We start from the raw sequence: 20,987 nt of genomic DNA on the forward strand, positions 1-20,987 counted from the left end.
GACTAGTGAGCTATTACGCTTTCTTTAAATGATGGCTGCTTCTAAGCCAACATCCTAGCTGTCTAAGCCTTCCCACATCGTTTCCCACTTAGCAATACTTTGGGACCTTAGCTGGCGGTCTGGGTTGTTTCCCTCTTCACGACGGACGTTAGCACCCGCCGTGTGTCTCCCGGATAGTACTTACTGGTATTCGGAGTTTGCAAAGGGTTGGTAAGTCGGGATGACCCCCTAGCCTTAACAGTGCTCTACCCCCAGTAGTATTCGTCCGAGGCGCTACCTAAATAGCTTTCGGGGAGAACCAGCTATCTCCGAGTTTGATTGGCCTTTCACCCCTAGCCACAAGTCATCCGCTAATTTTTCAACATTAGTCGGTTCGGTCCTCCAGTTGATGTTACTCAACCTTCAACCTGCCCATGGCTAGATCACCCGGTTTCGGGTCTATATCCAGAGACTGAACGCCCAGTTAAGACTCGGTTTCCCTACGGCTCCCCTATTTGGTTAACCTTGCCACTGAATATAAGTCGCTGACCCATTATACAAAAGGTACGCAGTCACCCCATTAAAGAGGCTCCTACTGCTTGTACGTACACGGTTTCAGGTTCTATTTCACTCCCCTCACAGGGGTTCTTTTCGCCTTTCCCTCACGGTACTGGTTCACTATCGGTCAGTCAGGAGTATTTAGCCTTGGAGGATGGTCCCCCCATATTCAGACAGGATATCACGTGTCCCGCCCTACTCGATTTCACTTTACTGGCGTTAACGGCTACGGGGCTATCACCCGGTATCGCGTGCCTTTCCAGAGCACTTCGCCTGACACCAATAAAGCTTAAGGGCTAATCCAATTTCGCTCGCCGCTACTTTCGGAATCTCGGTTGATTTCTTCTCCTCGGGGTACTTAGATGTTTCAGTTCCCCCGGTTTGCCTCGCTGCGCTATGTATTCACGCAGCGATAAGTGCTTATGCACTTGGGTTTCCCCATTCGGAAATCGTAGACTCGAGTGGCTTTTACTGCCTCATCTACGCTTATCGCAAGTTAATACGTCCTTCATCGCCTCTGACTGCCTAGGCATCCACCGTGTACGCTTAGTCACTTAACCATACAACCCCAAAGGGTCTTTGGCTTCTTGCTTTCACGAAAGTGAAAACAAACAAGCGACCAAGTTGTCTCGCGTTTAATTTACATGAGTGCGAGACAGATTTTGCCGGACTCAATTTTGAAAAGCATCCGAAGATGTTTTTCACCAAGCACACTTGAATGTGTATTTTTGGTCTTTATCAAAAGATAAAGATTGAGAACTTTACAAGTAACCCATCAATGAAGATAAGTTACTTTGTCAGCTTTCCAAATTGTTAAAGAGCAAAGTGTTTTTCACACTTTCTAACGATTCTCAGCGTCAATAACTCAGCCACCTAAGTAAACTTGCGCGGCTGGATATTGTTATCCAAGAACATTTAGAGAGTGGTGGGCGATACCGGGTTCGAACCAGTGACCCCCTGCTTGTAAGGCAGGTGCTCTCCCAACTGAGCTAATCGCCCACATTATTTTACTTCCCGTGGAGGGAATGGTGGGTCGTGCAGGATTCGAACCTGCGACCAATTGATTAAAAGTCAACTGCTCTACCAACTGAGCTAACGACCCAATTTTCTTCATTAAAGAAGTGGTATCCCGTAGGGGAGTCGAACCCCTGTTACCGCCGTGAAAGGGCGGTGTCCTAGGCCTCTAGACGAACGGGACACTAAGATACTCTCTTTACTAACTAAACCAATTCAATCTGTGTGAACACTCATCAATGCACAATCTTTACGTAAGGAGGTGATCCAGCGCCAGGTTCCCCTAGCGCTACCTTGTTACGACTTCACCCCAGTCATGAACCACAAAGTGGCAAGCGTCCTCCCGAAGGTTAAACTACCTGCTTCTTTTGCAGCCCACTCCCATGGTGTGACGGGCGGTGTGTACAAGGCCCGGGAACGTATTCACCGTGGCATTCTGATCCACGATTACTAGCGATTCCGACTTCATGGAGTCGAGTTGCAGACTCCAATCCGGACTACGACGCACTTTTTGGGATTCGCTCACTATCGCTAGCTCGCCGCCCTCTGTATGCGCCATTGTAGCACGTGTGTAGCCCTACTCGTAAGGGCCATGATGACTTGACGTCGTCCCCACCTTCCTCCGGTTTATCACCGGCAGTCTCCCTGGAGTTCCCGACATTACTCGCTGGCAAACAAGGATAAGGGTTGCGCTCGTTGCGGGACTTAACCCAACATTTCACAACACGAGCTGACGACAGCCATGCAGCACCTGTCTTACAGTTCCCGAAGGCACTCCCGCGTCTCCGCAGGATCCTGTAGATGTCAAGAGTAGGTAAGGTTCTTCGCGTTGCATCGAATTAAACCACATGCTCCACCGCTTGTGCGGGCCCCCGTCAATTCATTTGAGTTTTAATCTTGCGACCGTACTCCCCAGGCGGTCTACTTAACGCGTTAGCTCCGAAAGCCACGGCTCAAGGCCACAACCTCCAAGTAGACATCGTTTACAGCGTGGACTACCAGGGTATCTAATCCTGTTTGCTCCCCACGCTTTCGCATCTGAGTGTCAGTATCTGTCCAGGGGGCCGCCTTCGCCACCGGTATTCCTTCAGATCTCTACGCATTTCACCGCTACACCTGAAATTCTACCCCCCTCTACAGTACTCTAGCCTGCCAGTTTCAAATGCAACTCCGAGGTTGAGCCCCGGGCTTTCACATCTGACTTAACAAACCACCTGCATGCGCTTTACGCCCAGTAATTCCGATTAACGCTCGCACCCTCCGTATTACCGCGGCTGCTGGCACGGAGTTAGCCGGTGCTTCTTCTGTCGCTAACGTCAAAGAATACCGCTATTAACGATACCCCCTTCCTCACGACTGAAAGTACTTTACAACCCGAAGGCCTTCTTCATACACGCGGCATGGCTGCATCAGGCTTGCGCCCATTGTGCAATATTCCCCACTGCTGCCTCCCGTAGGAGTCTGGACCGTGTCTCAGTTCCAGTGTGGCTGATCATCCTCTCAGACCAGCTAGGGATCGTCGCCTTGGTGAGCCATTACCTCACCAACTAGCTAATCCCACCTGGGCATATCCTGACGCGAGAGGCCCGAAGGTCCCCCTCTTTGGTCCCTGTTCATTATAAACAAGGGCATCATGCGGTATTAGCCATCGTTTCCAATGGTTATCCCCCACATCAGGGCAATTTCCCAGGCATTACTCACCCGTCCGCCGCTCGTCAGCAAAGAAAGCAAGCTTCCTTCCTGTTACCGCTCGACTTGCATGTGTTAGGCCTGCCGCCAGCGTTCAATCTGAGCCATGATCAAACTCTTCAATTTAAGTTCTTTTTGGCTCAATGAATACTGACTCTAAATTACCTAGCTCCTATAAATAGAAGCGTAATTCAAAGCTATTATCGTTCCAACAGAACGATAATGAATTGACTGTGCCGATAGTGCTAAAAGCCCTATCAATTGGTCACTCAGTTCATTGAAACCGAAGTGCTTATTGCTAAGCATTTTGATTATCATCAACGAGTGCCCACACAGATTGATTGGTTTAAATTGTTAAAGAACGCTTCCTAGTTAACTTAGTCAACTCGGAAGAGGCAGCTATTTTAGCGAGATAAACTTTCGTGTCAAACACTTTTTTCATTTATCTTTTCAAGGTAAAAACCTTTTTAAAACAACTTACTGACTGGCTTAATAATTTAAGCTTTACCTTGTCAGCGAGGCGGCATTATAGAGATCAACATCACATTGGCAAGCACTTTTTTGAACTTTTTTGCCAATCAATAAACAAGCGTACAAAAACAAAGCAAACAGAACAAAACCAACCATATTTCGTTACATCTGATTAAACTGATTAGCGAAATTAGTCACCTTTTGCCAATTTGTGTACTCCACCTCTTTCGTAGTATCCGTTTCTCCACCAGTTAAACTCATAATAAAGCGAATCATCATCTTATCGAACAGACCATAACGCGGATAATATAAAGCACCAGCAAAAACACCGATCAAACTCGGCTTCCAAGGCGATTTTTTTAAGAAGGTTTGAATATAAACACTCCCTTCAGGAGTATCTTTACCTTGTTGTTCTTTGCGAGCCGTAAGATTAACGCAAAAAAAAGCGCACTTGTTTTGCTGTAAATAACTCTGGTTCGCTGCTATGAATGAATAAAGCTGAGGATTCAATCGACCATAACGAATGGATGCGCCAATAAGAACTTTATCGTAAGTTGATAAGTCTTCTGCAGTGTAGTCTTGTAAGTCCTGAATCTCACATTGGCTACCAACAAGCTTATTAGCGATAAACTGGATGATTTTCTTAGTTTGTCCTTCACGGGACGAATATAACATCAATATTTTCACGAAATCCCCTTAGCTACGCCAAAAAGTAGGCGTGAGTAAAATAAGTAATGTGAATATCTCTAGTCGACCAAATAGCATAGATACGATCAGAATCCATTTAGCCGCATCGTTAATATCCGCAAAATGAGACGCAACCTCGCCAAGTCCTGGACCAAGATTATTTAACGTCGCGGCTACCGCAGAAAAGGCGGTTAATTCATCGATTCCAGTAAAGATTAACGCCAACATACAGACCACAAATACTAAAGCGTACGCAGAAAAAAAACCCCAAACGGCATCAACAACCCGTTGTGGTAGAGCGCTATCACCTAACTTGATCGGATAAATAGCCCTTGGGTGCACCAAACGCTTCATTTCACGTGCACCTTGTAATGTTAATAAGAACACTCGGATCACTTTCATCCCGCCGCCTGTCGAACCAGCGCAGCCACCGATAAAAGAAGAAAATAATAATAAAACCGGTAAAAAGAGCGGCCACTCAGAAAAACCCGTCGTCGTAAAGCCAGCGGTAGTGGATATAGAAACCGTTTGAAACAGCGTTTGATCAAAAGCATGGTATAGCGAGTCATAACTATGATGCTTAAGAATGACCAGAAAACAGATGATAAATAAAATCACTTGGATCAGGATAAAAGCTCGAAATTCCCTATCAGCCCAATAATATTTAGGATGAACGCCTCCTGTAGCAAAGGCGGCATAGTGAAGAGTAAAGTTACAAGCAGAAATGAGTAAGAAAATTACGGTGATCAGATTAATCGCATAACTGTCAAAGTATCCGATACTCGCATCATGGGTTGAAAAACCACCAATCGCAATGGTTGAGAAGCTATGACATATTGCATCAAACAGCGTCATACCAGCAAACCAATACGCTGCCGCGCAAGCAATAGTTAGGCTTAAATAGATATACCATAAGGCTTTCGCCGTTTCAGCTATTCGGGGGGTAACTTTATTGTCTTTAACTGGGCCAGGAATTTCTGCACGATAGAGCTGCATTCCCCCAATCCCCAACACTGGTAAGATAGCCACAGCGAGAACGATGATCCCCATTCCACCAAACCATTGTAAAAACTGACGATAAAAAAGAATCGCTTTAGGCAAATCGTCAAGGCCAACAATCACCGTTGCTCCCGTGGTCGTTAAGGCAGAGAACGATTCAAAAAAGGCATCGGTTACAGACACATTTGGGTTGTCCGCTAATAAAAACGGCAGTGCTCCAGCACTACCAATAACGGTCCAGAATAAAACAACAATCAAAAATCCATCTCGTGCTTTTAACTCATGGCGATGGTGGCGATTAGGCAGCCATAGCAAGCTCCCTAAAATAAAAAGCACGAAAAAAGTAGAGACAAAAGGCACCCCGGCACCATCACCATAGATTAAGGCAACAGAAGCAGGTATCAGCATAGACACACTAAACAAAGCGAGCAATAGCCCGACGATTCGAATAATTGAACGAAATTGCATAAAAAATGACGAAGCTCTGCTTCTGACTTCCTAAGTATGTTCTATGTGAGTAACAAGAATTTTAGCACCACTCTTGTTAATAATATTTTGTGTAAAATCATTCAGGTTACCCCAAGGTAACTCCATGATAATCTGCACATTATCATGGTACTGAGCTTCAACCTGTTTGGCTTCATACTCATTCATGATCGATTGAGCTAAGGCAATAAAACTGTAGTCTAACGTTAGCAATACTTTTGTGGTGATTTTTTTCTCATTTATTTGAAGCTGCTTAAGCGCTTGCTGTACCCCGCCACCGTAGGCTTTTACTAACCCTCCTGTACCAAGCAAAATACCACCATAATAACGTGTGACGACAGCGGTAATTTCTCCAATTCCAGAACCTGATAATTGTGCAAGCATCGGCTTACCCGCCGTACCAGAAGGTTCACCATCATCACTAAAGCCCCATAACGTTGAGTTTTCAGGCCGTCCTGCGATAAATGCTGAGCAATGATGTCGCGCATCGGGATGCTGTTGCTTAATAGAAGCAATAAATGCCTTAGCTTCTTCAACTCCAGAGGTATGAGTAAGATAAGTGAGAAAGCGGCTTTTTTTTATCTCTTCCTCAAACAAGCAGGCCTCTGCTGGAATAGGATAAGACTGAACGTTCATAACTCAATAGTCGATCGTAAAAAGGTGACTTAGTGTATCACGAACGTAACAAAAGTCGGCTCGGATTGGTAACAAGCGCACAATGTTAAACACTTGTTTAAAAAATGTATTGAAATTAATCTATCTCCCGTTCAAACTGAAAAAACTGGTCAAACCAGAACATTAATACCACAACACTCTCACACGCAATCGCCGGATTGTATGTCACGGAGATAGACAATGATTTACCAAGCCAAAACCCTACAGGTAAAGGAATTGCAAGATGGTATCGCAGAGCTGAACTTTTGCTCTCCTGAATCCGTCAATAAACTTGATCTAGCAACCCTTACCGCACTTAATGAAGCTCTAGATGCTTTACACCAGCACTCTGGATTAAAAGGACTGATCCTGACTTCAAATAAACCTGCTTTTATCGTCGGTGCTGATATTACTGAGTTTTTAGGTTTATTTGCGATGCCTGATGCTGAGCTTGATCAGTGGTTAGTGTTTGCTAACACTATCTTTAACAAATTAGAAGACCTACCAGTCCCAACCTTATCTGCCTTAACAGGTTTCACTTTAGGTGGTGGCTGTGAGTGTGTACTTGCTACTGACTTTAGAATCGGCGATAAGACAACCAGCATTGGACTACCAGAAACCAAGCTCGGGATCATGCCCGGATTTGGTGGAACCGTCCGTCTACCTCGCTTAATTGGCGCCGACAGCGCAATGGAAATCATCACTCAAGGTAAAGCCTGCCGAGCTGAGGAAGCGCTTAAGTTAGGCTTACTTGATGCGATTGTCGACAGCGATAAGCTACTTGAATCCGCACTCAATACCATCACTCAAGCGATTAATGAGAAAATTGACTGGGTAGGACGACGCCAACAAAAAACGTCACCGTTAACCTTAAGCAAAATGGAAAGCATGATGAGCTTTACCATGGCAAAAGGTGTTGTTGCTCAAGTCGCTGGTAAACATTATCCCGCGCCAATGACCGCAGTAGTCACCATTGAACAAGCCGCGCGTAGCTCACGCGATGAAGCACTGGATATTGAACGCCAGCACTTCATCAAATTGGCGAAATCAACCGAAGCTCAAGCGTTAGTGGGTCTCTTTTTAAATGATCAACACATTAAAGGATTAGCGAAACAATCGGCTAAATCAGCCAGCCAAGACACCCAACGTGCAGCTGTATTGGGCGCCGGCATTATGGGAGGCGGTATCGCTTACCAATCTGCCAGTAAAGGTGTGCCAGTCTTGATGAAAGATATCGCTCAGCCTTCACTCGACCTAGGCATGACCGAGGCTTCTAAACTACTCAATAAGCAACTAGAACGCGGTAAAATTGATGGCTTCAAAATGGCGGGCATTCTTGCTTCCATCACCCCAAGCTTACATTATGCGGGTATAGAACAGGCCGATGTGATTGTTGAAGCAGTAGTCGAAAATCCTAAAGTTAAAGCAGCGGTATTGAGTGAAGTTGAAAGCCAAGTTTCGGATAACACGATCATTACGTCCAATACGTCAACTATTCCGATTAATTTGCTCGCCAAATCACTGAAACGCCCAGAAAACTTCTGTGGTATGCATTTTTTCAATCCTGTGCATCGTATGCCATTAGTTGAAATCATTCGTGGCGAGAAAACCTCTGACGATACCATTAATCGCGTTGTCGCTTATGCGGCCAAAATGGGTAAATCGCCAATTGTCGTTAATGATTGTCCGGGCTTTTTCGTTAACCGTGTTCTGTTCCCTTACTTCGGTGGTTTCAGCTTGCTATTACGTGATGGTGCTGATTTCACCCAAATCGATAAAGTTATGGAACGTCAGTTTGGCTGGCCAATGGGACCCGCGTATTTACTCGACGTGGTTGGTCTTGATACCGCCCATCACGCACAAGCGGTCATGGCAGAAGGTTTTCCTGAACGAATGGGTAAACAAGGCCGTGATGCGATCGATGTTCTTTATGAAGCCAATAAATATGGCCAAAAAAATGGTCATGGCTTCTATAGCTACTCGATAGATAAAAAAGGCAAACCGAAGAAAAACTTCTCGGATGAAATTTTATCTCTTCTTGCTGACGTCTGTGCCAACCCACAGCCTTTTGAAGCTCAAACGATCATTGAACGAATGATGATTCCGATGATCAACGAAGTCGTGCTATGTCTAGAAGAGGGAATTATTGCTTCTCCTCAAGAAGCCGATATGGCCTTGGTCTACGGTTTAGGATTCCCTCCATTCCGTGGTGGGGTTTTCCGCTACCTCGATACCATCGGTTTAGAGCAATACATTGCGATGGCCAGACAGCATCAGCATTTAGGCGCGATGTATCACCTACCACAACTGTTACTGGATATGGCAGAAAAAGGGCAGCGCTTTTACCCCATCCCTGCTCCGGCTTCTTTATAAACAGTGATTTGGAAAAGGAATAACAAAATGAATACTGTAGTGATTGTTGATTGCCTTCGTACGCCAATGGGACGTTCGAAAGGCGGAGCATTTCGCCACCAGCGCGCTGAAGATCTCTCGGCTCATCTGATGAAGGGAATATTGGCTCGTAACCCACAAGTCAATCCGCAAGAGATCGAAGACATTTATTGGGGCTGTGTACAACAAACCTTAGAACAAGGGTTTAATGTCGCTCGTAATGCCGCCTTACTTGCTGGCCTACCGATAGATATTGGCGCGGTTACCGTCAACCGTTTATGCGGTTCATCGATGCAAGCTTTACACGACGCAGCACGAGCAATTATGGTTGGTGATGCGGAGATCTGTTTGGTTGGTGGTGTTGAGCATATGGGTCATGTACCGATGAATCATGGTGTTGACTTCCACCCTGGTTTATCAAAGAACGTAGCCAAAGCCGCCGGTATGATGGGCTTAACCGCAGAAATGCTTGGCAAGCTGCATGGCATAAGCCGTGAGCAACAAGATGCTTTCGCGGCTCGTTCTCATCAACGCGCTCAAGCCGCAACCGTCGAAGGCCGTTTTAAAAATGAGATTTTACCGACCGAAGGTCATAGCGCAGATGGAAGCTTATTTACGCTAGATTATGATGAAGTCATCCGCCCAGAAACGACGGTTGAAGGTTTAGCAGAACTGCGTCCAGTTTTTGATCCCGCCAATGGAACTGTGACTGCTGGCTCTTCATCTGCTCTTTCTGATGGCGCATCGGCTATGCTGATCATGAGTGAAGCCAAAGCTAAAGCCTTAGGACTGACCATTCGCGCTAAAGTAAAATCAATGGCGATTGCCGGTTGCGACCCATCGATTATGGGTTATGGACCAGTACCCGCGACCCAAAAAGCACTGCAACGCGCCGGACTCACGATGGCTGATATCGATCTCGTCGAGTTAAATGAAGCCTTTGCCGCTCAATCTCTGCCTTGTGCGAAAGATCTTGGTTTGATGGATGTAGTTGATGAGAAAGTCAACTTAAACGGTGGTGCAATTGCTTTAGGCCATCCTTTAGGCTGCTCAGGAACCCGAATTTCCACGACATTGATCAACCTCATGGAAGCGAAAGACGCTAAATATGGTCTGGCTACGATGTGTATTGGCTTAGGTCAAGGTATAGCAACGATTTTTGAACGCCCATAACACGTTGATTCATATTTAAAGAGCCAGTTAAACTGGCTCTTCTCTTTTAGGCGTCGGTTTTTAGCCAATCGCGATGTAACTGATCACTATCACCTAAATAATCTACCATCCATTCGATTAATTGATGGTTCTCATCTTTACGCCACACTAAGCAACATTGACTTAATGGCTTATTATCAGGGAGATCTTTAGCAATTAACTGACCAGAAGACAGCAAAGGTTGAGCCATATGACTGGGCATAAAACCCACCCCTAATCCTTTTTTTAAACACTCTTTCGCACTATACCAATTTGGTAGTAAAAGGCGTCGCTGCTTGGGGTAATGTCCTGTATGGCGCTTAGGTAATAGACTGGAAGTATCATCTAAACAAATCGCAGGATATTGGCTCACCAGTTCTTCGGTTAATATATCGATATGCGCACAAGGATGATCGGGAGAAAGAACAAAGACCCAATCTAATAATCCCATATCACGGACTTCAAAATCTCCACCAACGGGTATTGCTGAGGTCGCCCCAATCACAATATCTGCTCGACCTTGAGAGATGGCTTCCCACGATCCATTAAACACTTCCATGTTGATTTGTAGTTCGGCAAATTCAAACGTTTGATAAAAATTTTCAACCATAGGTTTGATGCAATCAAGCTTGACGACATTATCTAGCGTCAATTTAAGGGTTTTTTGCCATCCGTGTGCTGCTCTTCTGGTTTGTGATTTGATCTCCTCCATTTGCCGCAATAGATGACGAGCCTCGACCATAAAGAGCTCACCAGCACTGGTTAATTCCACTTTGCGCGGTAAACGACGAAATAAAATCACCCCCAACTCCGTTTCGACTTGACGAACCCCATAGCTGATCGCCGAAGGAACTTTATGCAATACCTCTGCTGCCGCAGTAAAACTGCCTAACCTGGCAACGGTATCAAGCATTTCCAGAGATGATTTAGAGAACATAGCCAACCCACCAATCAATTTTTTTGAACGATAACCAATAAATTTCGCGTTTCATTTAATACAAAATAATCAATACAATAAATAACCATAGAGAACATAGCTATCAATAGCAAATAACAAGAAAAAATGAATTAATTTTTTTGATAGGAATAAAAATGAAAGTCTCACCTTTACAACTGTTTTACTTATCAGCGCTATCGATGCTCGGCTTTATTGCTACCGATATGTATTTACCTGCCTTTAAAATCATGGAACATGATTTTGCGACAGGTCCAGAGCAGATCGCCCTGTCTTTGACGGTATTTTTAATGGGCATGGCGATCGGTCAACTCTTATGGGGCTTGGCCTCCGATAAGTTTGGGCATCGCAATACCTTAATTGTCGGACTGGTGATTTTTACCATTGCCTCTTGCGGCTTAGCTTATAGCGAAGAAGTATGGCAATTGCTGAGTTTACGCTTTGTCCAAGCGATTGGGGTTTGTGCACCAGCGGTTATCTGGCAAGCGATGGTGATTAAACGTTACCCTAGTCAAGTTAGCCAACAACTTTTCGCAACGATTATGCCGTTAGTCGCACTATCCCCTGCGCTGGCACCACAATTGGGAGTGCTGCTCGCCAATACCTTCGGCTGGCATAGTATTTTCTTTACGCTCACTCTGATGGGGATTGCTCTGGTCATCTGTACGGGTTTGCAAGACAACGTCAAAGGTGATCCGAAAACAACATCGATTGCCGAAGATATCAAATATCTTTTTCAAAGTCGGGCTTATATCGGTAATGTGATGATGTTTGCTTGTGCTTCTGCGGCTTTTTTTGCCTATTTAACCGGAATGCCAGAAATCATGGCACAGCTAGGTTATGAAGCCAAAGACATTGGGATGAGCTTTATCCCACAAACCATCGCGTTCATGGTTGGGGGTTATATTGGTAAAAAATCGGTCAACAAATATGGGGATGAGAAAGTCCTTAAGCAACTACTCGCCCTATTTACCTTATCATCGGTACTGATATTTGTTGCATCGCAGTGGACACTCACCTCTATTTGGCCAATCTTAGCGCCTTTCTGTTTGATCGCTGTAGCGAATGGTGCACTTTACCCAATAGTGGTTAATCGTGCACTATCGAGCGCAAAACATAGCCCAGCCACTGCCGCGGGTATGCAAAATAGCCTGCAAATTTGTGCCGCAAGTTTAGCCAGCGCTTTAGTCGCTACATTAGCAAGTCAAGCTCAAGTGGTTACTGGCGTCGCAATTATTATTTGTATGTTTGGTCTTTGGGTCGGATACATCATTGCTAACCGACACTTAAGCCAACAGTTTACCACGCCGGATAACTCTCGCGTTGTGCGCGATAAATAGCGACGTAAACGAAGTGCAAAAACACCATCGCCCGCATGATGCGGGCGATGGTGTTTAGAACACGGTTTATTTTTTCACAGGCCGTGACCACCCAGAAATTTTCTTTTCTTTAGCGCGAGTAATCACTAACTCACCAGCGGCCACAGGCTTAGTCAGCGTGGTTCCCGCACCAACCGTTGCTCCATCCGCTATCGTAACCGGTGCAATCAATTGGCTATCTGAACCGATAAATACGTCATTGCCAATAATCGTTTTATGTTTATTAGCCCCATCGTAATTACAAGTAATTACCCCTGCCCCAATATTAACCCGCTGCCCAACCTCGGCATCCCCTAGGTAAGTAAGATGATTGGCCTTTGAGCCTTCACCCAAGCGAGCATTTTTCATCTCGACAAAGTTACCGACATGGGCATCATCACGCAGTTCAGCGCCGGGGCGTAAACGGCTGAATGGACCGACGGTACAATCTTCACCGACCGTTGCACCTTCAATAATGCTATAGGGACGAATTACTGTATTATCATCAATCTCACAATCAATAAGGATGGAACCGGCACCAATCACAACGTTATTGCCTATCGATACCTGACCTTCGATCACGACATTAACATCAATTTCGACATCAACCCCACATTGCAACTCACCGCGCAGATCAAATCGTGCAGGATCGCGCAACATCACGCCTTGCTCAAGCAACTTATTAGCTTGGCGAGCTTGGAAAGCACGCTCTAAACGAGCAAGTTGAATGCGATCATTGACACCTTCCACTTCAATTGAACTGACTGGATGCACCGCTTCAACCGCACGCCCTTCATCATGAGCAGCGGCAATCACATCCGTTAAATAATACTCACCCTGAGCGTTATTCTTATTAAGCCCTTTTAACCAGCGTTTTAAATCTCCACCGGTGGCAACCATAACACCCGTGTTGATCTCTTTAATTTGTTTTTGCTCTTCGCTGGCATCTTTCTGCTCAACAATCGCCACTACTGGGCCGTTCTTACGGACAATACGTCCATAGCCCGTTGGGTTATCGAGAACCACCGTCAACAGCGCAATACCACCTGTTGGTTGAGCTTCAAGTAAACTTTCTATGGTCTGCTCAGAGATCAATGGAACATCACCATACAAAACCAAGATTTTTTCATCGTCTCTAAACTGATCCGACGCCTGATCCACCGCGTGTCCAGTGCCGAGTTGCTCTGCTTGCAAAACCCAGTTAACGGGCTCATCGGCCAGAACGTGTTGCATTTGCTCTCCACCATGCCCATACACCAAATGGATATTGTGTGCTCCAAGATTATGGCAGGTGCTAATCACATGTTTGACCATGGGCTTTCCTGCCAAAGTGTGCAGCACTTTAGGAATATGGGAGTGCATACGGGTGCCTTTGCCTGCAGCAAGGATCACAGCGCTAAATTTCATCGGATACCTATGACGTTATATAAAATATGGCTCGCATTTTAGCGGGTAACACGAGACGTGTTAATTTTCTAGTGCAAGTTTTTGATAAAAAACCAACAAAAAGGCGACCAGAAGGTCGCCTTTTATGATTACGTACTGAAAAGAGATCAGCGACGCTTTCTTATTAGATCAATGACTCGTAACTGAGCAATCGCTTTAGCCAGTTCACTCGATGCCTGCGCAAAGTTCACATCACCATGATTGTCATTTAGCAACTCTTCTGCTGAGCGTTTCGCTTCAGCCGCTTTTGCTTCATCAAGCTCTTCAGCACGAATCGCAGTATCTGCTAAAATCGTTACATCATTCGGTTGAACTTCGAGTATGCCACCAGAAAGGTAAATAATTTCTTCTTTACCTTTAATGGTCACAATACGCACCATCCCCGGTCTGATATAAGTCAGTAAAGGGACGTGTCCTGCTAAAACGCCTAAATCTCCGCTTTCACCCGAGACTTGAATAGACCGCGCCCAACCGGAAAAAATCCGCTTTTCAGCACTGACTACATCTAAGTTAAAGGTTACTGATGCTGTCATAAAGCCTCCTTGGAGATTTGAGCGTTATAGCTTCTTGGCATTCTCAAGTGCATCATCAATCGTACCGCAGTACATGAACGCTTGCTCTGGAATGTCATCATAATCGCCAGCTAATAAACCTTTAAAGCCACGCAACGTCTCTTTCAGCGATACGTAAACACCTGGGTCACCAGTAAAGACTTCCGCTACGTGATAAGGTTGAGTTAAGAAACGCTCAATCTTACGCGCGCGAGCAACCACTTGCTTATCAGATTCAGACAACTCGTCCATACCCAAAATCGCAATGATGTCTTTGAGTTCTTTATAGCGCTGTAGCGTTGACTGAACACCACGAGCAACATCGTAATGCTCTTGGCCAACCACCAAAGGATCCAACTGACGAGACGTTGAATCAAGCGGGTCAATCGCTGGGTAAAGACCCATTGCAGCGATGTTACGGTTAAGTACTACCGTTGCATCCAAGTGAGCAAACGTCGTCGCTGGTGATGGGTCAGTTAAGTCATCCGCAGGTACATAAACCGCTTGTACTGAAGTGATAGAACCCGTCTTCGTTGACGTGATACGCTCTTGCAGAACCCCCATCTCTTCAGCAAGCGTTGGCTGATAACCTACCGCAGAAGGCATACGACCAAGCAGTGCCGATACCTCTGTTCCCGCAAGGGTATAGCGGTAGATGTTATCAATAAACAGCAATACGTCACGACCTTCATCACGGAATTTCTCCGCCATGGTCAAGCCAGTCAAAGCAACACGTAGACGGTTACCTGGTGGCTCGTTCATCTGGCCATAAACCATCGCTACTTTTGATTCTTCTGGTTTTTCGATGTTAACAACACCTGCTTCCTGCATTTCATGGTAGAAATCGTTACCCTCACGAGTACGCTCTCCCACCCCAGCAAATACTGAAAGACCTGAGTGTTGTAGTGCGATGTTATTGATAAGCTCCATCATGTTAACGGTCTTACCTACACCTGCACCACCAAAGAGACCGATTTTACCGCCTTTAGCGAACGGACAAATCAAATCAATTACTTTTACACCAGTTTCAAGTAGCTCTGTCGAGTTAGATTGCTCTTCATAGCTTGGCGCTAAACGGTGAATAGAGTAAGTCTCTTCTGCACCAATTTCTCCGCGCTCGTCAATCGCATCACCGAGTACGTTCATGATACGACCAAGGGTTTTAATCCCTACTGGTACTGATATTGGACCGCCAGTATTTTCAACTGTCATTCCACGACGTAAACCATCTGAGCTGCCCATTACAATACAGCGAATGATACCACCGCCTAACTGTTGTTGAACCTCAAGAACAAGACGCTCTTTTGAGTCTTGAACGTTAAGTGCATCATAAACGCTAGGCACTGAGCTCTGTGGAAACTCTACGTCGACTACCGCACCGATGATCTGTACGATCTTACCTGTAGCCATCGTTAATCCTCTAGTCTGTTAATTACCTTTGTTAAACCGCTGCTGCGCCGCTAACAATCTCTGACAATTCTTGGGTGATGGCTGCTTGGCGAGCCTTGTTATACACCAGTTGTAAATCATCAATCAGATTACCTGCGTTATCCGATGCTGCTCTCATCGCAACCATTCGGGCAGACATTTCACACGCTAAGTTTTCCACTACGGATTGATATACTTGTGCTTCGATATAACGAGTCATCAAAGTATTCAGTAGTTTATTCTGATCAGACTCAAACATGTAACTCCAAGCATGCTTGCGACCTGAATCATCTTCTTGCGTTTTCGGCAAAGGTAACAATTGTTCCATCTTTGGTTGTTGAGTCATCGAGTTAACAAACTCGTTGTACACTAGGAACAAACGATCGATTTCACCTTCTTTGTACTTAGTCAGCATAACGCTGATAGAACCGATCAAATCATCTAATTGTGGCTCATCACCGATACCGGTTTTCTGAGCGACAATTTTTGCCCCTATGCCTCGGAAATAAGAACTACCTTTACTTCCAATCATCGCTATTTCAATCGCAGTGCCACGGCTAGAATATTCATTCATATGCGCAACGGCTTTTTTAAACATATTGATGTTTAAACCACCACACAAACCGCGATCGGTGGATACGACGATATACCCAACACGTTTAGCTTCACGTTCTTCTAAGTAAGGATGAGTAAACTCCAAAGTACCGTTTGCTAAATGACCAATGACTTTACGAATTGTTTTTGAATATGGACGAGGCCCTTCCATCGCATCTTGAGTTCGACGCATTTTAGAAGCCGCAACCATTTCCATTGCTTTAGTAATTTTTTGAGTGCTTTTGACACTCCCAATCTTACTGCGAATCTCTTTTGTATTGGCCATCGTTACTCTCCGTTAATTACAATGTGGCTTGTAATTACCAAGTCTGAGTTGCTTTAAAATCTTCCACTAACTTTTTCAACTTAGCTTCAATTTCATCGTTGTAAGCACCCGTCTTGTCAATTTCCGTTTTTAAATCGGCATATTGAGAATGAGCATACGACAGAAGTGCAGATTCAAAATCCAACACTTTATTCAATTCGACATCGCTTAAGTAACCGCGCTCAGCAGCAAAAATAACCAACGCCTGATCAAAAACTGACATTGGTGCATACTGCTTTTGCTTCATCAATTCAGTCACTTTTTGACCATGGTTAAGCTGACGTTTCGTCGCCTCATCCAGATCAGAAGCAAACTGAGCAAATGCCGCAAGTTCACGATAAGCCGCCAGAGCAGTACGGATACCACCAGAAAGCTTTTTGATGATTTTTGTCTGTGCAGCACCACCTACCCGAGAAACAGAGATACCTGGATCAACCGCAGGACGAACCCCAGCATTAAATAACTCAGTTTGTAGGAAGATCTGACCATCGGTAATCGAAATTACGTTGGTTGGTACGAAAGCAGAAACGTCACCTGCTTGGGTTTCAATGATCGGTAATGCCGTTAAAGAACCGGTTTTACCTTTCACTTCACCGTTAGTGAAACGTTCTACATACACTTCACTCACACGAGCCGCACGCTCTAAGAGACGAGAGTGGAGGTAAAAAACGTCACCAGGGAAAGCTTCACGACCCGGTGGACGACGCAACAATAGCGAGATTTGACGATACGCCACCGCTTGCTTTGATAAGTCATCATAAACAATCAGTGCATCTTCACCACGGTCACGGAAGTATTCACCCATGGCACAGCCAGAATAAGGCGCTAGATATTGTAGTGCTGCTGATTCAGAAGCAGAAGCGACCACAACGATGGTGTTTTTCAATGCACCATGCTCTTCCAATTTACGTACAACGTTAGCAATGGTTGACGCTTTTTGGCCAATCGCTACGTAGATAGAATAGATACCTGAATCTTTCTGGTTAATGATCGCATCAATCGCCAAAGCGGTTTTACCCGTCTGACGGTCACCGATAATCAGCTCACGCTGACCACGACCGATAGGAATCATCGCATCAACAGATTTATAACCCGTTTGTACAGGCTGATCGACCGATTTACGATCAATAACCCCAGGGGCAATCACTTCTACTGGAGAAGTTAATTTTGCGTCAATCGGACCTTTACCATCAATTGGCACACCTAAAGTGTTCACCACTCGACCCAAAAGCTCTGGACCTACTGGGACTTCAAGAATACGCCCAGTACTGGTCACTTTCATACCCTCACTGAGATCAGTGTAAGGGCCCATGACAACAGCACCTACCGAATCACGTTCAAGGTTAAGTGCGAGAGCAAAATTGCCGCCCGGCAGTTCAATCATTTCACCTTGCATCACGTCCGCTAGGCCGTGAATACGGATGATACCATCGCTTACTGATACGATAGTACCTTCATTGCGAGCATCAGAAACAACGTTGAAACCTTCAATTCGCTTTCTGATGATTTCGCTGATTTCCGTGGAATTAAGTTGCATTGCTCCAATTCCCCTAATTAAGACTTCATCACGTCTTTCAGACGATTAATACGACCCAGTAACGAGCTGTCAAGGATATTATCCTCTACTCGAATAACGGCTCCGCCAATAAGATTGCTGTCAATTTGGCAATTCAGCTTTACTTTACAGTCATAGCGTTTTTCTAAGTTACTGGTTAAAGTTTCAACCTGTTCATCGCTTAACTCATAAGAGCTCACTACTTCAACTTCCTTAGTACCAGAAGATTCCGTAGCAAACTTTTGAAACTGCTGACATATATCACCGAGCGCCGCTATGCGACGATTTTCCATCAACACCAATAAAAAATTCAGCATGGGTTGATCAAACTGCTCACCCGCTACATCAGCATACACCTGCAACAATTGTTGCGATTGTAAGCTAAAAGCGGCCGATGATAATTCAGGTACCAACGACATTGTTTTTGCCAATTCGAGCATAGCTGACCACTGTTCAACCATACTGTGTTCACTGGCATAACTGAATGCAGCCTTAGCGTATGGACGAGCAATCGTTGTCAAATCCGACATACAAATGCACTCCTTTATAGCTTCGCAGAAATACTATCAAGTATGTCTTGGTTAGCTGCCTTATCGACAGTTCGTTGAACAATCTTCTCAGCGGCAAGTAAAGCAAGAGTAGACACTTCTTTTTGCAGCTCATTACGAGCTCGCAAAATTTGCGCTTCTAGTTCTGCTTGGCCTTGAGCCAAGATATGCTCACGCTCGTGCGCTGCTTCTTGACGAGCTTCGTCTAAAATTTGAGCTTTGCGTTTGTTCGCTTGCTCAATAATGACTAGCGCCTCTTTTTTAGCAATTTTAAGCTGGTCTGCAGCATTGCTTTTAGCCAGATTAAGGGCTTTATCAGCACGCTCAGCAGAAGCTAAACCATCAGCGATCGTTTTCTGACGCTCTTCTATGGCACTCATCAAAGGAGGCCATACATACTTCATGCAGAACCAAACAAAGATTAAAAATGCGATGGTTTGGCCCAACAGAGTTGCATTGATATTCACACTAACTCTCCTTTATTTTGCTTCTGTTTACCCAATCATCTGTGCGTTTGGGTGACACAAAAAGGACAAGTTATGCAAACAGCATGTACATAGAGATACCAACACCAATCATAGGTACCGCATCAAGCAGACCAGCAATAATAAACATGTTAGTTTGTAGTACAGGGGCCATTTCTGGTTGACGAGCAACAGATTCAAGGAATTTACCACCAAGGATAGCAAAGCCAAAAGCAGTCGCTAGAGCACACATACCTAGTAGTAGAGCAACAACGAAATAAGTTTCCATAATAAAAGTCTCCAGTTTTCTTGGGTTGTTTAAATTAAGAGTTTAATGAGAGTCATTACTTGCCATGCTGAGATAAACTATCGTCAACATCATAAAAATAAAGGCTTGCAGAGTAATAACCAGTACATGGAAGATGGCCCAAATGACATGCGCGACAACGCCTAAGCCACCGAGTACGAAACCAGCACCGTAAGTGATTGCGATCAAAACAAAGATCAGCTCACCCGCGTACATGTTACCGTACAGACGTAGCGAAAGGGATACCGGTTTTGCCAAAAATGACACCGTCTCAAGAACTAAGTTGAAAGGAATCAACGCCCAATGGTTAATTGGATGTAGGGTAAATGCCTTAACAAACCCCTTAAATCCTTGGTATTTGATGTAATAAGCAATTACCAATATCATGACCCCAATAGCCATTGCCAAGGTGATATTCAAGTTAACCGTAGGGAGAATCTTGAAATATTCGACACCAGCCAATGTCATTGCTGTAGGGACATAATCCACTGGCACTAAGTCCATTAAGTTCATCAAGAAAATCCAGACGAAAATGGTTAATGCTAATGGTGCGACCAACTTATCCTTGCCATGAAAAGTTCCTTTGACTAAGCCGTCAACCTGCTCAACGAGCATTTCAACAAAGCATTGCCATTTACCAGGAACTCCCGTGGTTGCATTTTTCCCAACACGATAAAACAACCACAAAAACAGCACGCCTAGACCCACTGAGAACAATAACGCATCCCAGTTTAACGTCCAAAATCCAGCATCCGCACAGCCATAGTTTGTGGTGATGTTACCATCAACCAAACAAACTTGAGCGCTTGTGAGGTGGTGCTGAATATATTCCTTCGGAGTATCAGCCATGGTGGTTCCCATTTTTTGCGGTAAGTAGTATAGGTGCAAACCAAAACATCAAGATGGTCAGTTTATAACCTGACATCATGGCACCAGGATGATGCACATCAGTGAGATTAAAAATCAGCACAAACATGATAACGGTTAACACCAGCTTTAAAGCCCACCCCATCATAATAAACCCGAGCATAACAGTACCGTCAGCATCTGGTTTTGGGAGAAAGGCAAACAGTGTATAGACATAGTTACCGATGAGGGCAATCGCTCCACCTTTTAAGATAAAACGCGCTTCATCGGGTCCCCAGTACATATACGTAATGCCTCCGATCAGCAACAAAAAAACCAGCTGAAGGTGAACAACTCGAAATGCCGCCTTAGCTTGCTGACTCTGTGTTGCTATAAACATCAAAAGCACCTGTTTTCTGTATTATTCGCCAAGTTACAGTACGTTAATAAAACATTGCAACTCGGTGAAAAAAGCTTCGAAATTATATATA

At 44.8% G+C, this 20,987-nt stretch carries 17 protein-coding genes, 3 tRNA genes and 2 rRNA genes; 3 read left to right on the top strand and 19 right to left on the bottom strand.

The genetic code is table 11. From position 1 onward, the window contains the following. From VIB_RS16330 to VIB_RS16365, 8 genes are all read right to left on the bottom strand, one after another. Positions 1-1,097 (bottom strand): 23S ribosomal RNA (locus VIB_RS16330); the annotation flags it as partial. A gap of 363 nt (positions 1,098-1,460) precedes the next feature. Then, a tRNA-Val gene (locus tag VIB_RS16335) sits at positions 1,461-1,536 on the bottom strand. A 27-nt stretch (positions 1,537-1,563) separates the two neighbouring features. Next, a tRNA-Lys gene (locus VIB_RS16340) sits at positions 1,564-1,639 on the bottom strand. A 20-nt stretch (positions 1,640-1,659) separates the two neighbouring features. Then, positions 1,660-1,735, bottom strand: a tRNA-Glu gene (locus VIB_RS16345). Between the two features lie 71 nt (positions 1,736-1,806). Next, positions 1,807-3,366 (bottom strand): 16S ribosomal RNA (locus VIB_RS16350). Positions 3,367-3,873: 507 nt separating this feature from the next. Then, complete coding sequence (gene hemG / locus VIB_RS16355; RefSeq protein ID WP_004397522.1) at positions 3,874-4,386, bottom strand: menaquinone-dependent protoporphyrinogen IX dehydrogenase; 513 nt, start codon at positions 4,384-4,386, stop codon at positions 3,874-3,876. Between the two features lie 21 nt (positions 4,387-4,407). After that, a complete protein-coding gene (locus VIB_RS16360) occupies positions 4,408-5,865 on the bottom strand; it encodes a TrkH family potassium uptake protein (protein ID WP_004397523.1) in 1,458 nt (485 codons plus the stop codon). Positions 5,866-5,895: 30 nt separating this feature from the next. Then, entirely contained in the window at positions 5,896-6,519 is a 624-nt protein-coding gene (locus tag VIB_RS16365) for a YigZ family protein (RefSeq protein ID WP_004397524.1), read from the bottom strand. Between the two features lie 219 nt (positions 6,520-6,738). Here VIB_RS16365 and fadB point away from each other — a divergent pair, with 219 nt between their 5' ends. Both fadB and fadA read left to right on the top strand, forming a co-directional pair. After that, positions 6,739-8,910, top strand: a complete 2,172-nt coding sequence (fadB, locus tag VIB_RS16370; RefSeq protein WP_004397525.1) for a fatty acid oxidation complex subunit alpha FadB — start codon at positions 6,739-6,741, stop codon at positions 8,908-8,910. A gap of 27 nt (positions 8,911-8,937) precedes the next feature. Beyond that, the gene (gene fadA / locus VIB_RS16375) at positions 8,938-10,101 is read left to right on the top strand and encodes an acetyl-CoA C-acyltransferase FadA (RefSeq protein WP_004397526.1); all 1,164 of its coding nucleotides are present in this window, start codon (positions 8,938-8,940) and stop codon (positions 10,099-10,101) included. A 46-nt stretch (positions 10,102-10,147) separates the two neighbouring features. Here fadA and punR read toward each other — a convergent pair whose 3' ends face one another. Further along, positions 10,148-11,056 (bottom strand): DNA-binding transcriptional activator PunR, encoded by a 909-nt coding sequence (gene punR, locus VIB_RS16380; protein WP_004397527.1) that lies wholly within the window; start codon positions 11,054-11,056, stop codon positions 10,148-10,150. A 155-nt stretch (positions 11,057-11,211) separates the two neighbouring features. Between punR and punC the strand changes: the two genes are divergently transcribed. Further along, on the top strand, positions 11,212-12,414 hold the full coding sequence (gene punC, locus VIB_RS16385) for a purine nucleoside transporter PunC (RefSeq protein WP_004397528.1): 1,203 nt from the start codon (positions 11,212-11,214) through the stop codon (positions 12,412-12,414). Positions 12,415-12,480: 66 nt separating this feature from the next. Here the strand turns inward: punC and glmU are convergent, their stop codons facing one another. The 10 genes from glmU to VIB_RS16435 form a co-directional block, all read right to left on the bottom strand. Continuing rightward, on the bottom strand, positions 12,481-13,839 hold the full coding sequence (glmU, locus tag VIB_RS16390) for a bifunctional UDP-N-acetylglucosamine diphosphorylase/glucosamine-1-phosphate N-acetyltransferase GlmU (protein WP_040905767.1): 1,359 nt from the start codon (positions 13,837-13,839) through the stop codon (positions 12,481-12,483). Between the two features lie 146 nt (positions 13,840-13,985). Beyond that, positions 13,986-14,411: a F0F1 ATP synthase subunit epsilon gene (locus VIB_RS16395; protein ID WP_040905769.1), complete on the bottom strand. Its 426-nt coding sequence runs from the start codon at positions 14,409-14,411 to the stop codon at positions 13,986-13,988. 24 nt (positions 14,412-14,435) lie between these two features. Further along, entirely contained in the window at positions 14,436-15,839 is a 1,404-nt protein-coding gene (gene atpD, locus VIB_RS16400) for a F0F1 ATP synthase subunit beta (protein WP_004397531.1), read from the bottom strand. 31 nt (positions 15,840-15,870) lie between these two features. Continuing rightward, entirely contained in the window at positions 15,871-16,737 is an 867-nt protein-coding gene (gene atpG, locus VIB_RS16405; RefSeq protein WP_004397532.1) for a F0F1 ATP synthase subunit gamma, read from the bottom strand. A gap of 34 nt (positions 16,738-16,771) precedes the next feature. After that, positions 16,772-18,313: a F0F1 ATP synthase subunit alpha gene (gene atpA, locus VIB_RS16410; protein WP_004397533.1), complete on the bottom strand. Its 1,542-nt coding sequence runs from the start codon at positions 18,311-18,313 to the stop codon at positions 16,772-16,774. A gap of 17 nt (positions 18,314-18,330) precedes the next feature. Beyond that, a complete protein-coding gene (locus tag VIB_RS16415) occupies positions 18,331-18,861 on the bottom strand; it encodes a F0F1 ATP synthase subunit delta (protein WP_004397534.1) in 531 nt (176 codons plus the stop codon). A 14-nt stretch (positions 18,862-18,875) separates the two neighbouring features. Then, positions 18,876-19,346 carry a F0F1 ATP synthase subunit B gene (gene atpF / locus VIB_RS16420; protein WP_004397535.1) on the bottom strand — a complete coding sequence of 157 codons (471 nt, stop codon included), beginning with the start codon at positions 19,344-19,346 and terminating at the stop codon, positions 18,876-18,878. A 70-nt stretch (positions 19,347-19,416) separates the two neighbouring features. Then, complete coding sequence (gene atpE / locus VIB_RS16425; RefSeq protein WP_040905771.1) at positions 19,417-19,647, bottom strand: F0F1 ATP synthase subunit C; 231 nt, start codon at positions 19,645-19,647, stop codon at positions 19,417-19,419. 27 nt (positions 19,648-19,674) lie between these two features. Beyond that, positions 19,675-20,499, bottom strand: coding sequence for a F0F1 ATP synthase subunit A (gene atpB, locus VIB_RS16430; RefSeq protein WP_004397537.1), 825 nt, complete (start codon positions 20,497-20,499; stop codon positions 19,675-19,677). Then, positions 20,492-20,896, bottom strand: a complete 405-nt coding sequence (locus VIB_RS16435) for an ATP synthase subunit I (protein ID WP_040905775.1) — start codon at positions 20,894-20,896, stop codon at positions 20,492-20,494. The genes atpB and VIB_RS16435 overlap by 8 nt, the downstream gene beginning before the upstream one ends. Between the last annotated feature and the right edge of the window lie 91 nt (positions 20,897-20,987).

The sequence above is a fragment of the Vibrio metschnikovii CIP 69.14 genome (genome assembly GCF_000176155.1).
GTDB classification, from domain to species: domain Bacteria; phylum Pseudomonadota; class Gammaproteobacteria; order Enterobacterales; family Vibrionaceae; genus Vibrio; species Vibrio metschnikovii.